This is a genomic window from Burkholderia sp. Ac-20345 (assembly GCF_017104825.1).
GTDB classification, from domain to species: domain Bacteria; phylum Pseudomonadota; class Gammaproteobacteria; order Burkholderiales; family Burkholderiaceae; genus Burkholderia; species Burkholderia lata_B.
This window is the reverse complement of sequence record NZ_JAAGPO010000136.1, coordinates 15,385-28,939: the sequence shown is the minus strand read 5'-3', so window position 1 is coordinate 28,939 and position 13,555 is coordinate 15,385. Positions and strand designations below refer to the sequence as shown.

The 13,555-nt window shown below is 67.5% G+C and carries 11 protein-coding genes and 1 pseudogene; 4 read left to right on the top strand and 8 right to left on the bottom strand.

Going from position 1 to position 13,555, the window contains the following annotated elements; genetic code table 11:
• Positions 1-117 precede the first annotated feature (117 nt).
• Positions 118-309, top strand: a pseudogene (locus tag G3O06_RS49305) (hypothetical protein); the annotation flags it as partial.
• A gap of 411 nt (positions 310-720) precedes the next feature.
• On the opposite strand, the gene G3O06_RS33245 reads toward G3O06_RS49305, so the two are convergent.
• Both G3O06_RS33245 and G3O06_RS33240 read right to left on the bottom strand, forming a co-directional pair.
• A complete protein-coding gene (locus G3O06_RS33245) occupies positions 721-1,641 on the bottom strand; it encodes a bestrophin family ion channel (protein ID WP_205818740.1) in 921 nt (306 codons plus the stop codon).
• 12 nt (positions 1,642-1,653) lie between these two features.
• Positions 1,654-3,978 (bottom strand): FdhF/YdeP family oxidoreductase, encoded by a 2,325-nt coding sequence (locus G3O06_RS33240; protein WP_205818739.1) that lies wholly within the window; start codon positions 3,976-3,978, stop codon positions 1,654-1,656.
• A gap of 155 nt (positions 3,979-4,133) precedes the next feature.
• On the opposite strand from G3O06_RS33240, the gene G3O06_RS33235 reads away from it, so the two are divergent.
• A complete protein-coding gene (locus tag G3O06_RS33235; protein WP_205818738.1) occupies positions 4,134-5,555 on the top strand; it encodes a PLP-dependent aminotransferase family protein in 1,422 nt (473 codons plus the stop codon).
• Positions 5,556-5,609: 54 nt separating this feature from the next.
• Here the strand turns inward: G3O06_RS33235 and G3O06_RS33230 are convergent, their stop codons facing one another.
• Complete coding sequence (locus tag G3O06_RS33230; protein WP_205818737.1) at positions 5,610-6,860, bottom strand: mechanosensitive ion channel family protein; 1,251 nt, start codon at positions 6,858-6,860, stop codon at positions 5,610-5,612.
• A gap of 495 nt (positions 6,861-7,355) precedes the next feature.
• On the opposite strand from G3O06_RS33230, the gene G3O06_RS33225 reads away from it, so the two are divergent.
• Positions 7,356-9,074, top strand: a complete 1,719-nt coding sequence (locus G3O06_RS33225; protein ID WP_205818736.1) for a SulP family inorganic anion transporter — start codon at positions 7,356-7,358, stop codon at positions 9,072-9,074.
• Positions 9,075-9,086: 12 nt separating this feature from the next.
• Here G3O06_RS33225 and G3O06_RS33220 read toward each other — a convergent pair whose 3' ends face one another.
• Positions 9,087-9,953, bottom strand: coding sequence for a LysR substrate-binding domain-containing protein (locus G3O06_RS33220; protein WP_205818741.1), 867 nt, complete (start codon positions 9,951-9,953; stop codon positions 9,087-9,089).
• Between the two features lie 104 nt (positions 9,954-10,057).
• On the opposite strand from G3O06_RS33220, the gene G3O06_RS33215 reads away from it, so the two are divergent.
• Positions 10,058-10,657, top strand: a complete 600-nt coding sequence (locus G3O06_RS33215; RefSeq protein WP_174968984.1) for a LysE family transporter — start codon at positions 10,058-10,060, stop codon at positions 10,655-10,657.
• A gap of 45 nt (positions 10,658-10,702) precedes the next feature.
• On the opposite strand, the gene G3O06_RS33210 is transcribed toward G3O06_RS33215, so the two are convergent.
• From G3O06_RS33210 to G3O06_RS33195, 4 genes are all read right to left on the bottom strand, one after another.
• Positions 10,703-12,157, bottom strand: coding sequence for a DHA2 family efflux MFS transporter permease subunit (locus G3O06_RS33210; protein WP_205818735.1), 1,455 nt, complete (start codon positions 12,155-12,157; stop codon positions 10,703-10,705).
• Positions 12,154-12,717 (bottom strand): isochorismatase family protein, encoded by a 564-nt coding sequence (locus G3O06_RS33205; RefSeq protein ID WP_205818734.1) that lies wholly within the window; start codon positions 12,715-12,717, stop codon positions 12,154-12,156. The genes G3O06_RS33210 and G3O06_RS33205 overlap by 4 nt, the downstream gene beginning before the upstream one ends.
• Positions 12,718-12,784: 67 nt before the next feature.
• A complete protein-coding gene (locus tag G3O06_RS33200) occupies positions 12,785-13,240 on the bottom strand; it encodes a MarR family transcriptional regulator (RefSeq protein WP_174968987.1) in 456 nt (151 codons plus the stop codon).
• A 72-nt stretch (positions 13,241-13,312) separates the two neighbouring features.
• Positions 13,313-13,546 carry a hypothetical protein gene (locus G3O06_RS33195; RefSeq protein WP_174916511.1) on the bottom strand — a complete coding sequence of 78 codons (234 nt, stop codon included), beginning with the start codon at positions 13,544-13,546 and terminating at the stop codon, positions 13,313-13,315.
• Between the last annotated feature and the right edge of the window lie 9 nt (positions 13,547-13,555).

Genomic DNA, 13,555 nt, shown 5'->3' with positions numbered 1-13,555 from the left:
TGTACGGCGGCAACCTTGAACTCCGCCGTGTACACCTGTTTCGGTACCTTGAACATGCCTGATTTCCTTCCTTTCCGTCGAGTTTATACACGACCTCTTGGAAGGCGAAATTTCAGGGGAAGCTCACTGATCGTTGGTGTCCTGACAACGTTGGGCGACGCCTACTCCCACGCGAGTCACTACCGTATCCCCTATGTCGAGCACATCGTGACGGGTGCAATTTCAGGTGTCTTTACGCTTGTGGCGTCATATCTCTTCGAGGACCGCGCGCGACGCATTCGGGCGGTGTGGGCTCGGGTTTTCGGATAGCTTATCCGCTGACTTTCCGAGCCCACCGGGCCAAACGGAAAGCGACTTCCCGGTGAGGCTACGCTTCATGATCAGGAGGCCGCGCATGGACAACCGGAACTCGCGACGGTCAGGAGCGGGCATTCGACATAGCCGGATGGAGCGTCGCCGATCGCCTCTCATTCAAAAATATGAGGACGATTCCGATCGAGTTTATCGACTCCGTCGACAATACGCTCAAGCACCTGCGCAATCAGAAAGATATGACTGCGAGCGTAGCGCCCGCCCAGGAACCTGACTTTCCGTCACTTCGGCAAAGTGCAGTGGTACATGTCAATTTCAAGAGCGCTGGAAGCGTGCTGCTGACCTCGTCAGTGGGTTAGCCGATGCAGAAGCCGTCACGAGTGCCGCTGTCGGGTTGAGTCGGCCGGATCAACTGAGACGATAAGCCTTGCCGGGCGTGACTTCCGCCGGCAGCGGCTCGCGGTTCAGTTCGAGCAGCGTGCGCTCGATCTGCCGCGTCATCGCATCGAGTGCGAGATGGTTCGGCCCGTCGCCGAACGGCTCGGCGATTGCATGCGCGATCGCGTCGAGCGCGATCAGCGTATAGGCGACGAACACGCTGACGAACGGCGTCGCCGCGCCGATCGAGTCGACGAGACCGAACGGCAGCAGCACGCAGTACGCGTAGATGGTCCGGTGCAGCAGCACGTCGTATGAAAACGGGATCGGCGTCGACGCGATCCGTTCGCAGCCGCTCACCATCGACACGAGATCGTCGAGGCGCGCGTCGAGCATCCACAGGCGAGTGTCGGCGAGGCGGCCCGCATCGGCACGTGCAGCGAACGCTTCGCGCAGTTCGTGAACGATCACGACCGGGCGGAACCGCGAAGCGGCGACACGCGTATAGGCGGTGCTGTCGAGCAGTCCGCGCAGGTCCGCGGCCGGATCGGTGCCGCGCAGTTGATGCTTGAGCGCATACACGTACGCGACGACCGTCCGCACGAACGCGCGCCGCGATGCATCGTCACGGTCGATCGCGCCGTAGCAGAGCGCCTGCGACACCAGCGTGCGCGTGGCGGTCAGTACGCCGCCCCACAGTTGCCGCCCCTCGCGGTAGCGCTCGTAGCTCGCGTTGTTGCGAAACCCCGCGAAGATCGCGAGCGTGAGGCCGATCAGCGTGAACGGCGTCGGGTTCAGCGGCACCTTCTCACCGAGCACGCGGCCGCCGCCCCATACCGCGACGAGGCTGATCGCGAGCGTCAGCACGAGCTGCGGCAGGATGGTCGGCAGCACCGAGCCGTTCCAGACGAGCAGCATCCGCAGCCAGTGCTCGCGCGGACGAACGATCATCGCCGTGCTCCGTCAGGCTGCGATCGAGGCCGGCGCGGCCGCGCGATGCAGCAGCACCGGAATCGACTTCGACGTCGGCGTGTTGCACACGTCGCCGACGCTGTCGAGCGGCACGAGCGGGTTGGTTTCCGGGTAGTACGCGCCGATGCAGCCGCGCGGGATGTCGTATTCGACGAGCAGGAAGCCGTCCGCGCGCCGCTCGATGCCGTCGTGCCACACGGTTTCCATGTCGACCCATTCGCCGGCCTTCAGGCCGAGCATCGCGAGATCGTCGCGATTCGCGAACACCACGCGGCGCTGGCCGAACACGCCGCGATAGCGGTCGTCGAGCCCGTAGACGGTCGTGTTGTACTGGTCGTGCGAACGCGTCGTCATCAGCGTCATCAGCCGTTCACCGTGCAGCGCGCGGGCGCGCTGGATCGGCGTGTCGGCCGGCAGCGCGTGCGCGATGAAGTTCGCCTTGCCCGTCGGCGTGAGCCATTCGCGGTCGCGCGACGCGACGCGCAGGTGGAAGCCGCCCGGCCGCGCGATGCGCGTGTTGTAGTCGTAGAAGCCGTCGAGCGTCGCCTCGATCGCGTCGCGGATCTTCGCGTAATCGTCCTTGTACGCGAGCCAGTCGATCTTGCCGCTGCCGAACAGGGCATGGCCCATGTGCGCGACGATCGCGGGCTCCGACATCAGGTTCGGCGACGCCGGCTTGTTCATCCCGTACGACACGTGGACCATGCTCATCGAATCCTCGACCGTCACGCCTTGCGCGACGTTGTCCTGCAGGTCGATTTCGGTGCGGCCGAGCGTGGGCAGGATCAGCGCGTCGCGGCCGTGGATCAGGTGGCTGCGGTTCAGCTTCGTCGTGATGTGCACGGAGAGGTCGCAGCGGCGCATGCCTTCCCACGTGCGCGGCGTGTCGGGCGTCGCCATCGCGAAGTTGCCGCCGAGGCCGATCAGCACCTTCACGTGGCCTTCGAGCATCCCCTCGATCGTCTCGACGACGTCGTAGCCGTGGTGGCGCGGCGGTTCGAAGTTGAACACCTGGCCGAGCCGGTCGAGGAACGCCTGCGACGGCTTTTCCTCGATGCCGACCGTGCGGTTGCCCTGCACGTTCGAGTGGCCGCGCACCGGGCACAGGCCCGCGCCCGGGCGGCCGATGTTGCCGCGCATCAGCATCAGGTTCGTCAGCATCTGCACGGTCGCGACCGAATGCTTGTGCTGCGTGATGCCCATGCCCCAAGTCGCGATCACGCGCTCGCTGCGTGCATAGAGCTGCGCGAGGCTGTCGATCTGTTCGTACGGCACGCCGCTTTCGGCTGTCAGCGCGGACCAGCTTTCATTGCGCAGGTCGTCGGCGAATGCGTCGAAGCCGGCTGTGTGCTCGCCGATGAATGCGGTGTCGAGCACGCGCGGCGCACCGGCGGCGCGCGCGGCGTCGTCGAGTTCGAGCACGCGCTTCGCCATCCCCTTGATCAGCGCGAAATCGCCGCCGATCGTCGGCTGGATGAACGTCGATGCGATCTTCGTGCCGGACATCGTCAGCATTTCGATGGGGCTTTGCGGATCGGCGAAGCGTTCGAGGCCGCGCTCCTTCAGCGGGTTGATCGACACGATCGTCGCACCGCGCTTCGCGCACTCGCGCAGCTCGCCCATCATCCGCGGGTGGTTGGTGGCCGGGTTCTGGCCGAAGATCAGCAGTGTGTCCGCATGTTCGAAATCGTCGAGCGTGACGGTGCCCTTGCCGACGCCGACCGACGCGGGCAGCCCGCGGCTCGTCGCTTCGTGGCACATGTTCGAGCAGTCAGGGAAGTTGTTCGTGCCGTACAGCCGCACGAGCAGCTGGTACAGGAACGCCGCTTCGTTGCTGGCGCGGCCGGACGTGTAGAACGCGGCCTGGTTCGGGTCGGGCAGTGCGCGCAGGTGGCGTGCGATCAGTTCGAACGCGTCGTCCCACGCGATCGGCACGTAATGGTCGGTCTGCGCGTCGTACACCATCGGGTCGGTGAGCCGGCCGTGCTGTTCGAGTGCGAAGTCCGACTGTTCGAGCAGTTCGGTGACCGTGTGCGCGGCGAAGAATTCGGGCGTCACGCGCTTGCTCGTCGCTTCGGCGGCCACGGCCTTCACGCCGTTTTCGCAGAATTCGAACGTCGACGCGTGCTGGCGGTCGGGCCACGCGCAGCCCGGGCAGTCGAAACCGTCCGGCTGGTTCTGGCGCAGCAGCGTACGGTAGTTGCCGCCTGCGACCTTTTCCTTGATCAGGTTGATCGTGACGGCTTTCAGCGCACCCCAGCCGGCGGCCGGGTGGGTGTACGGTTCGATGCGCGCGGTAGCGGATTTCTTTTTCATGATGCAACGGGTGTCGGGGTCGATGGGTGCAGAGTACGCGCGGCCCCCGTCCGGCTGTGTGTACACCTGTTCACTTCAAAAAAGAGTACAGTTGCGGCCATTCATACAGTGCGGATCGCAACTGTGTTGTTGAAGGGAAGTTGAAAGGAAGGCGCATGAAGCGTTACGAACAACTGGCCGACGATCTCCAGGCGCAGATCGAGCGTGGCGTGTACCGGCCCGGAGAGCGGATTCCGTCGGTGCGGCAGGCGAGCCGGCAGCAGCAGCTCAGCGTCACGACCGTGCTGCGCGCGTACCTCGTGCTGGAAAGCCGCGGCCTGATCGAGAGCCGGCCGCAGTCGGGCTATTTCGTCCGCGCACGCGCGTCGGCGCCGGCCGAGGCCGAGCTGCACATGTCGGCGCCGGCTGCCGAGCCGTCGGCCGTGGACGTGAGCCGGCTGGTGCTGTCGACGCTGCGCTCGATCTCGCGCGACGACGCGGTGCCGCTCGGCTCGCCGTATCCCGATGCGTCGCAGTTTCCGGTGCAGCGTCTCGCGCGCTATGCGCAGACGATCGGCCGCCGCCGCACGCGCTGGGGCGTGATCGACGATCTGCCGCCCGGCAACCAGGAGCTGATCCGCCAGATCGCGCGGCGCTATGCGGAGCGCGGGATCGCGGTCGAACCCGGCGAGATCGTGGTGACGATCGGCGCGACCGAGGCGATCAACCTGTGCCTGCAGGCCGTCGCGAAGCCGGGCGACACGATCGCCGTGGAGTCGCCGACCTTCTACGCGATGCTGCACGCGATCGAGCGGATGGGCATGCGCGCGCTGGAGGTCGCAACGCACCCGGTCGATGGCATCGATCTCGACGCGCTCGAACGGATCCTCGAACGCGAGCGCATCGCCGCGTGCATGGTGATGCCGAACTTCCAGAATCCGCTCGGTTTCCAGATGCCCGACACGCGCAAGCGCGCGCTCGTCGAACTGCTGGCGAAGCACGGCGTGCCGGCGATCGAGAGCGATGTCTATCACGAACTGCACTTCGGCGACACGACGCCGAGCGCACTGAAGTCGTTCGACCACGACGGGCTCGTGCTGCATTGCGCGTCGTTCACAAAGAGCCTGTCGCCGCGCTACCGGATCGGCTGGGCGATGCCGGGCCGCTACCGCGACCAGGTCGAGAAGCTGAAATTCCTGAACACGCTCGCGACGCCCGCGATCGAGCAGCTCGCGATCGCCGAGTACCTGAAATTCGACGGCTACGATTTCCACCTGCGACGCATGCGCAAGCAGTACGCGCAGCAGGCGAGCCTGATGAGTGCAATGGTGCGGCGTTTCTTCCCGGAAGGCACGCGGTTGTCGCAGCCGCAGGGTGGGTACGTGCTGTGGGTCGAGCTGCCGAAGCAGGTCGACGCGATGAAGCTGTATGCGCTGGCCCTCGCGCAGGGGATCACGGTCGGCCCCGGGCATATGTTCTCGGCGAGTACCGATTACCGGCATTTCATCCGGCTCAACTACAGCTATCCGTGGTCGCGGCAGATCGAGGACGCGTTGAAGGTGCTCGGGCGGCTCGCGTCGGAGTGCGCGGCGCGCTGAGTGCAGGGGGCCACGCGGCGAGCGGCGGCCGATGACCGGCCGCCATCGCGCGCATCAACCCGCGTGCGGCGCCTGCAGCCCGGCTTGCGCGGCGCCGACCATCTGCCGCATGTCGAAGCCCGACGGGTGCTGGTACACGCGCAGCCCGAACTCCGGCAGCACGGCGATCAGGTGGTCGAACAGGTCGGACTGGATGGTTTCGTAGTCGACCCACGTCGTCGTATCGGTGAAGCAGTACAGTTCGAGCGGAATGCCCTCGGCCGTGAGCGGCAGTTGCCGCGCCATGCAGGTCATGTCGCGGCGGATGCGCGGATGGCCTTTCAGGTAGTTCGCGACATACGCGCGGAACGTGCCGAGGTTCGTCAACTGGCGGCGGTTCGCCGCGCAGTCGCCGGCCGCGCCGAGCGTGCCGTTCCATTGCTCGATCGCGTCGACCTTGTCCTCGAGATAGTCCTTCAGCAGCGTCAGGCGTTCGAGCCGTTCGATCTCGTCGTTGGAGAGAAAGCGCACGCTCGTCGCGTCGACGAACAGCGCGCGCTTGATGCGGCGCCCGCCCGCTTCGGTCATCCCGCGCCAGTTCTGGTAGCTCTCGGTGATCAGCTTCCAGGTGGGCACGGTGATGATCGTGTGATCGAAGTTCGCGACCTTGACGGTGTTCAGCGTGATGTCGATGACGGTACCGTCCGCACCGGCCGACGGCATCGTGATCCAGTCGCCGATCCGCAGCATGTCGTTCGACGACAGCTGCACGCCCGCGACGAGGCCGAGCAGCGTGTCCTTGAAGATCAGCATCAGCACCGCCGACATCGCGCCGATGCCGGACAGCAGCAGGCCGATCTGCTTGCCGGTCGCGTCGCCGATCACGACCAGGGCTGCCGTGATGAACATCACGAGCTTGACGAGCTGCATCGCGCCTTTCAGCGACAGGTGCGGCTGGCCGCGCTGATCGCGCTGGTATGTGCGGTGCGTGTGTTCGAGTGCGGACAGCGTCGCGCTGACGGTCATCGTCACGAGGAACACGATCAGCGCGAACAGCACCTTGTCGGCGGCCTGCGCGGCCGTCTCGGGAATGCCGGGTACCGTGCCGAGGCCGAGCTTGACCACGACGAACGGGACGATGCGGTTCAGCCACTTGAACGCGCCGAACTCGAACAGCGCATCGTCGACGCGCGTGGCGGAAAGCCGTGCGAGCCGCGCGACCACGCGGAACAGCAGGAAATGGACGGCGGTGGTGATCGCGCCGGCGGCAGCGAGCAGGATGAGGATGCCGACGAGCGGCGCAAACCAGGATTCGTTCAGGGTCATAGGGGAAAACAGGGGCCTTCTGGTGCGTTGAATCGGCGCCGCGGTGCGGCGCGCGCCCGGTGAAGGGCACATGAAAGGGACCGTGATTGTGCCATCGGGTTCCTGGCACGTTGCCGTGAATACACGGTGATCGGCTCCCGAATCTCCTCGCCATTGAACAGTTCTCCTCTGTAATCGGGTGAGGACGGGCGATGAACGTGCGTCACCGCAAGCTGCCGCACGCGCGTATTGCCGGATGCGTGGCACACCGGCCCTCGATCGGCGCGACGCCGCTACGGTGGGCCTTCGCGCTTCAATGCGCGTGAACGGCGATCCATGCAATCATGCGGACGATCGCATCGATCGGCGGTGCGCCGTTCGTCGTTGCATGCGGCCCATCCGCCAACGGTGAGCGACACGCACCGCCTTCGCGCACTTGCCATGCGATGCCTGCCCGGGGCACGATGCGCGAACGACTTCGCGAACCACGTCACCACGTATTCACGCAATCCACGCATGCACGATTCCAACGAAAGCCGCGCGTCAGGCGTGCGGCTGCTGAAAGGCATCCTCCCGATCCGCCGTGGCGGGGCCATCCGCGACATATTCGCGGGCATTTCGCTCGCGTCGATGGACATCCCGCAGGTGCTCGGCTATGCGCGCATCGCCGGCATGCCGGCCGTCACGGGCCTCTATACGGTGTTCCTGCCGCTCGTCGCGTTCGCGTGCTTCGGCGCGTCGCGGCATCTGGTGGTGGCCGCCGATTCCGCGACCGCGACGATCTTCGCGAGCCGGCTGTCGTCGATGGCACCGGCCGGCAGCGCCGAGTATGTGGCGCTGGCCGGCATGGTCGCGCTGCTGACCGCCGCGATGCTGCTGCTCGCGCGCATCTTCAAGCTGGGCTTTCTCGCCGATTTCCTGTCGCGCACGGTGCTGGTCGGCTTTCTCGCCGGCGTCGGCGTGCAGGTATCGATCGCGATGCTCGGCGACATGCTCGGGCTGGCCGTGCCGTACCCGGCGTCGCGCAGCCTGGCGCAGCTCGACTACGTCGTCACGCATCTCGTCCACACGAACCGGCCGACGTTCGCGCTTGCGGCGCTCGTCGTCGTCGCGATTCTCGCGTGCAGGCGGTTCCTGCCGCGCGTGCCGATGCCGATGATCGCGGTCGCGGGCAGCATCGCGGCCAGCTACGCGTTCGGATTCGCCGCGCACGGCATCGCGGTGCTCGGGCCGGTCGCGGGCGGGCTGCCGCCGCTGCGCTGGCCGTCCGTCACGTGGCAGCAGTGCCTCGATCTCGTGCCGGTCGCCGCGTCGTGCTTCGTGATGATCATTGCGCAGAGCGCGGCCGCCGCGCGCGTGTTCGCGCAGCAGTATGACGAGGACGTCGATACCAACGCCGACATTCTCGGCCTCGCGGCCGCGAACGCGGCGGCGGCGGTGGGCGGCGCGTTCGTCGTGAACGGCAGCCCGACACAGACGGCGATGGCCGACGGCGCGGGCGTGCGCAGCCAGATCGGGCATCTCGCGTTCGCGGCCGTGGTGGCGGTCGTCCTGCTGTTCTTCAGCACGTATTTGCAGTACCTGCCGCACGCGGTGCTGGCCGGTATCGTGTTCACGATCGCGCTCGGGCTGATCAACGTGCGCAGCCTCGCCGCGATCCGCAAGGAAAGCCCCGGCGAGTTCACGCTTGCGCTGGTGACGGCGCTGGCCGTCGTGACGGTCGGCGTCGAGCACGGCATCCTGCTGGCCGTCGCGCTGTCGCTGATGCGGCACGTGCGCCACAGCTACCAGCCGCATACGATGGTGCTCGAACCGGTCGAAGGCAACGGGCGGTGGCAGCCGGTGCCCGCGCGGCGCGGCGCGATGACGGCGCCGGGGTTGATCGTCTACCGGTTCGGCTCCGACCTGTTTTTCGCGAACGATCATCTGTTCGCCGCCGAAGTGACCGAGCTGGTCGATGCGGCGCCGGTGCCGACGCGCTGGTTCGTCGTCGATGCGGGTGCGGTCACCGACATCGATTATTCGGCCGCGCGGACGCTGACCGACCTCGTCAAAATGCTGCACGCACGCGGGATCGGCGTGCTGTTCGGGCGCGTCAATCGCTACCTGCGCGCGGACATGGATCGTCATCAGATTACGGAGATCGTCGGCGCGTCATGCATCTTCCCGACGCTGCATCAGGCGCTCGAAGCCGCCGGCACGACGCCGGCGCCGCAGGAGCCAGGCATCGTGTAGCGGGAGCCGACGCTAGGCGGCCGCGCGCACGCGTGCGAAGCCGTTGCGCAAGTGGCGGGCAAGTTCCGTTGCGGCCGGTGTGCGCTGGCCGCGCGGCAGATGCAGGTTGATCGCGAAGTTCGGCAGCGCAGGCAGGCCGCTGCCGGCCGGCAGGATGTCGAGGTCGGCCGGCACGGTCGACGCGAGCCAGGCGGTCACGGCGAGATCGGCGCGCACGGTCGCGGCCGTTGCGTCGATGCTGCCGTTCTCGAACACGGTGCGCCACGCGCGATCGCAGCCGCGCAGCGCGTCGAGCACCGTCGGGCGGAACGCGCACGCGTGCGCGACCATCGACACGGGCAGCGGCGTATTCCGGTACGCGGTGCCGCCTTTCGCGCCGACCCAGACCAGGCGGTCGACGGCGATGCACTCTCCACGCGACGGCCCGACCGGCGCCTCGATCAACGCGACGTCGAGTTCGCCCTGCGCGAGCCCCCGGCGCAACTCCGGCGACGCCGCGCACACGAGCGTGAGCGCGACCTGCGGATACGCCTGCGCATAGCCTTTCAGGATCGGTGCGAGACAGGTGCCGACGAGATCCTGCGGCGCGCCGAGCCGCACGGCGCCTTCGACCGCGCCGGCCGTCATGTCGGTCAGCAGCGCATCGTGCACGGCGAGCAGCCGGCGCGCCTGCCCGAGCAGCCGTTCGCCGTCCGCCGTGAGCAGCAGGTTGCGATGCTCGCGGACGAACAGCGGGCCGGACAGCGCTTCGAGCCGCGCAACCTGCTGGCTGATCGCGCCTTGCGTCAGGTGCAGCGCACTGCTGGCCGCCGTCATGCTGCGATGCTCGGCGACCGTGACGAAGGCGCGCAGCAGCGCGATGTCGAGATTGCGTACCATGCGATGCATTATGAATGCTAATGGCAGGCATAAAAAGCTTTCGTTGTCGTAATGGAAGGATCGCGAGTAAAACGAGGTTTCGACGACGACAACCGGGAGCTTCCGTGCCGTTCCGCGACTACCTGCCGCTGATGCTGTTCGTGATCGTGTCCACCGTGACGCCGGGCGGCGCGACGACGCTCGCGACCGCCTCGGGCGCGCATTTCGGCTATCGGCGTTCGCTGCCGCTGATGGCCGGCATCGCGGCCGGCCTGGCGTCGATGGCCGCCGCGGCCGCGGCCGGGCTCGGCGGCGTGCTGCTTGCGCTGCCTGCGTTGCAACTTGCGATGAAGGCCGTCGGTTCGGTGTATCTCGTGTGGCTGGCCGTGCGCATCGGACGCGGCGGCAAGCCGCGGCTCGATGCCGAGGTGCATCGGCCGCAGGGGTTCATCAGCGGCGTCTGGATGCTCTGGCACAACCCGAAAGGCTGGGCGATGACGCTCGGCGCGGCCGCGTCGTTCGCCGCGCTCGCATCCGGCCCGGCGCGGCTCGGCGTCTTGCTCGGGCTGGCGTTCGGCGTGGCCGCGATGGCGTCGCTGTCGCTCTGGTGTTTCGCCGGGCTGCTGTTCGCGCGCGTGCTGCGCACGGAGCGGCAGTGGCGCTGGCTGAATGCCGGGCTCGGCGTGCTGCTGGTGGTGTCGATCGTGCCGATGTGGCTGCCATAGCGACGCTGCGCGCGCAGCGCGGCGCAGCGTGATCGATGTCCGCGTTCAGCGCGAACCGGCGTGCGCGGCGCCGGCGGGTTGCCCTCCCGCACCGGCCGACCACAACGGCAGCCGCAGCGTCGTGACGAAGCTCGCCGCGTGCAGCACGCAAAGCAGGGCGAACGCCCACGCATACGCGTTCGCCTGCGTGCCGCCGCTTGCCACCGATTCGGCCTGCAGCCGCCACGCGAGGAACAGCGTGCACACGGTCGTGAACGTCGGGCCGCCGAGACGCTGCACGATATTGAGCGAGGTCGTCGCCATCGGCAGGTTGCGACGCTCGACCGACGCATACGCGGCGGAAATCGACGGTGCACCGATCGCACTCTGGCCCATGCCGCGCAGGAACAGCGCCGGCACGAGCAGGTAGGGATCGTAGCCGGTCAGCGCGAGGAACACGAACGGCAGCGTCGCGAACAGCGCTAGCAATGCGCCGGCGGCGGCCAGCCGGCGCACGCCGAACCGGCTCGTCAGCGCGCCCATCGACGGATACGTGACGAGCATGCCGAGGCCCATCGGCGCAAGCAGCCAGCCCATTTCTCCGGGCGTGCGGCCGCAGGCCTGGATCAGGAACACCGGAATCAGCATCTGGCCCGCGAACAGCGCGCCGTTCGACAGGAACTGCGTCGACGCGGCCGCGCCGAACACCTTGCCGCGAAACAGCGCAAGGTCGATCAGCGCGTGGTCGCCCTTGCGCGTTTCGACTCGCAGGAACGCCGCGAGCAACAGCGCCGACGCGACGATCGCCGCGATGCCGAGCGCTTCGTTGATCCGCTCGATCCCGTACAGGAACAGCACGAGCCCCGGCGACAGCAGCGCGAGTCCGACCCAGTCGAGTTCGCGCGGCTGCGTGTCGTCGCGGTCGCCGGGCAGGAACCGCGCGGCCAGCGCGAGCGCCAGCACGCCGACGGGCAGGTTCACGAGAAACAACCACCGCCACGACGTGTGCTGCAGGATCGCGCCGGCGACGACCGGGCCGAGGATCGGCGCGAGCAGCACGGGCACGGCCACGTAGCCGATCACGCGCGCCATCTGCTGGCCGGCGACGCGCGCGATCATCATTTGCGCCATCGGCGCGAGCAGCCCGCCGCTCACGCCTTGCAACACGCGGAATGCGATCAGCGACGGCGCGGACCACGCGAGCCCGCACAGCGCCGACGTGAGCGTGAATGCCGAGAAGCACCACAGGTACAGCGCCTTCGCGCCGATCCGGTCGACGAGCCAGCCGTTCAGCGGCAGCACCAGCGTGAGCGCGAGAAGGTAGCCGCTCGTCACCCACTGGATCGTCGCGAGGCTCGTGTGCAGGTCGGTCGCGAGGCTCGACAGCGACACGTTGACGATCGTCGCGTCCAGCTGCGACAGCAGGGAACCCAGCACCGCGACCGCGCTGACCTTCCAGATCGACGGATCGAGCCGGCCTGCTGATTGGTCCTGCGCCGGCCGGGCGTGTTGGTCGTTCACGCGCCGCGCTGGTCGAGCAGCGCGACGATGTCCTGCGTCGTGCCCGTCTCGCCGAGGCGCGGGAACAGGCGCTCGACGCTGTTCACATGCGCATCCGCGTTGAGGTCGGTCATCGCGTCGACGGCGAGCGTGACGTTGTAGCCGAGTTCATGGGCCTGCCGTGCGGTCGATTCGACGCCGATGCTCGTCGCGATGCCGGTCAACACGATCTGCGTGACGCCGGCCGCCTTCAGGTGCGCGTCGAGGCCGGTGCCGGTGAATGCGCCCCAGGTCTTTTTCGTCACGACGTGGTCGCCCGGCTGCCGGTCCAGTTCGGGCACGAGCTCGGCCCAGTCGGCGGGGAGGGCGTCCAGGCGCACCTGCTGCTGTGTGCGGCCCGGTGCGCCGCCCGCGACGTTGACGAGCACGACCGGCAGGCCGCGGCTGCGGAATGCGTCGAGCAGTGCGCGGGTGTGCGCGATCACCGGTTCGACCGGGTGCGCGGTGGGGAGGGCGACGATGCCTTTCTGCAGGTCGATGACGACGAGTGCCGTGTTCGTGTCGAGACGGGTTGCGCTCATGATGGGACTCCGTGAAAGGGGCGAAGAAAGCCGTGCGCGTGCATGCCGTGGCGCGCGCGGGCCGAATTCATTGCTCGCCGATGCGGCGGATCAGCGGGATCGCGGCGGCAAGCGTGTCGATGTCTGCGGGATCGAGCTGCTCGATCGCGGCGCCGAGCCACTTGTGTTTCGCGGCGTTGCGCTTGAGCCGTGCGTCGAGGCCGGCCGCGGTCAGCCGGAACAGGATCTGGCGACCGTCGGTCGGATGCGGTTCGCGCTCGACGAGACCGTCTTCCTCGAGGCTTGCAAGCGTCGCCTTCATCGACTGCGGTTTCATCGCTTCGGCGCGCGCGAGATCGGCGGTCGTCATCGGCCCGTGCCGCTGGAGTCGCGCGAGCGCGCTCGTCTGGGACATGCCGAGCCCTCCGGATTCGATCTCGGAGCGGAGCCGGCGGATCAGCTGGCCGACCGCGAGGGTCAGGTCAGCGGCGACGATATCGGCGGAAACGCCGGGTTTGCGTGGCGGGTTCATGCGGCGGATCATAGGACACGACAGTTAAACTTGCAAGTTTAACTGTCGAATTGACCGCCGGATCGAGGTGTGGCCGGAGGGTGGTTACGCGCTGCGGAGCGGGACCGGTACGACTTCGCTGTATCTCGGGGTCGCGTCCTCGTGCAGCAGATCGCCGAGGTATTGCGCGAGTTCGTCCGCGGCGAGCGCGGACGGAATGTGCAGGTCGGCCGGGCGCCGCTTGCCTTCGGTGCCAAGATCGAACACGGCCCAGCGGCCGTTCTTGCGCACGACGGCGAGTAGCCGGCCAAATGCGTTAAAGCGGTATTCGTCCTGCATGGCATCGCT

Bases quoted from the DNA above. Each gene is read 5' to 3' on its own strand.
- G3O06_RS33245 (WP_205818740.1), bottom strand. From the start codon at position 1,641: ATGATCGTTCGTCCGCGCGAGCACTGGCTGCGGATGCTGCTCGTCTGG.
- G3O06_RS33240 (WP_205818739.1), bottom strand. From the start codon at position 3,978: ATGAAAAAGAAATCCGCTACCGCGCGCATCGAACCGTACACCCACCCG.
- G3O06_RS33235 (WP_205818738.1), top strand. From the start codon at position 4,134: ATGAAGCGTTACGAACAACTGGCCGACGATCTCCAGGCGCAGATCGAG.
- G3O06_RS33230 (WP_205818737.1), bottom strand. From the start codon at position 6,860: ATGACCCTGAACGAATCCTGGTTTGCGCCGCTCGTCGGCATCCTCATC.
- G3O06_RS33225 (WP_205818736.1), top strand. From the start codon at position 7,356: ATGCACGATTCCAACGAAAGCCGCGCGTCAGGCGTGCGGCTGCTGAAA.
- G3O06_RS33220 (WP_205818741.1), bottom strand. From the start codon at position 9,953: ATGGTACGCAATCTCGACATCGCGCTGCTGCGCGCCTTCGTCACGGTC.
- G3O06_RS33205 (WP_205818734.1), bottom strand. From the start codon at position 12,717: ATGAGCGCAACCCGTCTCGACACGAACACGGCACTCGTCGTCATCGAC.
- G3O06_RS33200 (WP_174968987.1), bottom strand. From the start codon at position 13,240: ATGATCCGCCGCATGAACCCGCCACGCAAACCCGGCGTTTCCGCCGAT.
- G3O06_RS33195 (WP_174916511.1), bottom strand. From the start codon at position 13,546: ATGCAGGACGAATACCGCTTTAACGCATTTGGCCGGCTACTCGCCGTC.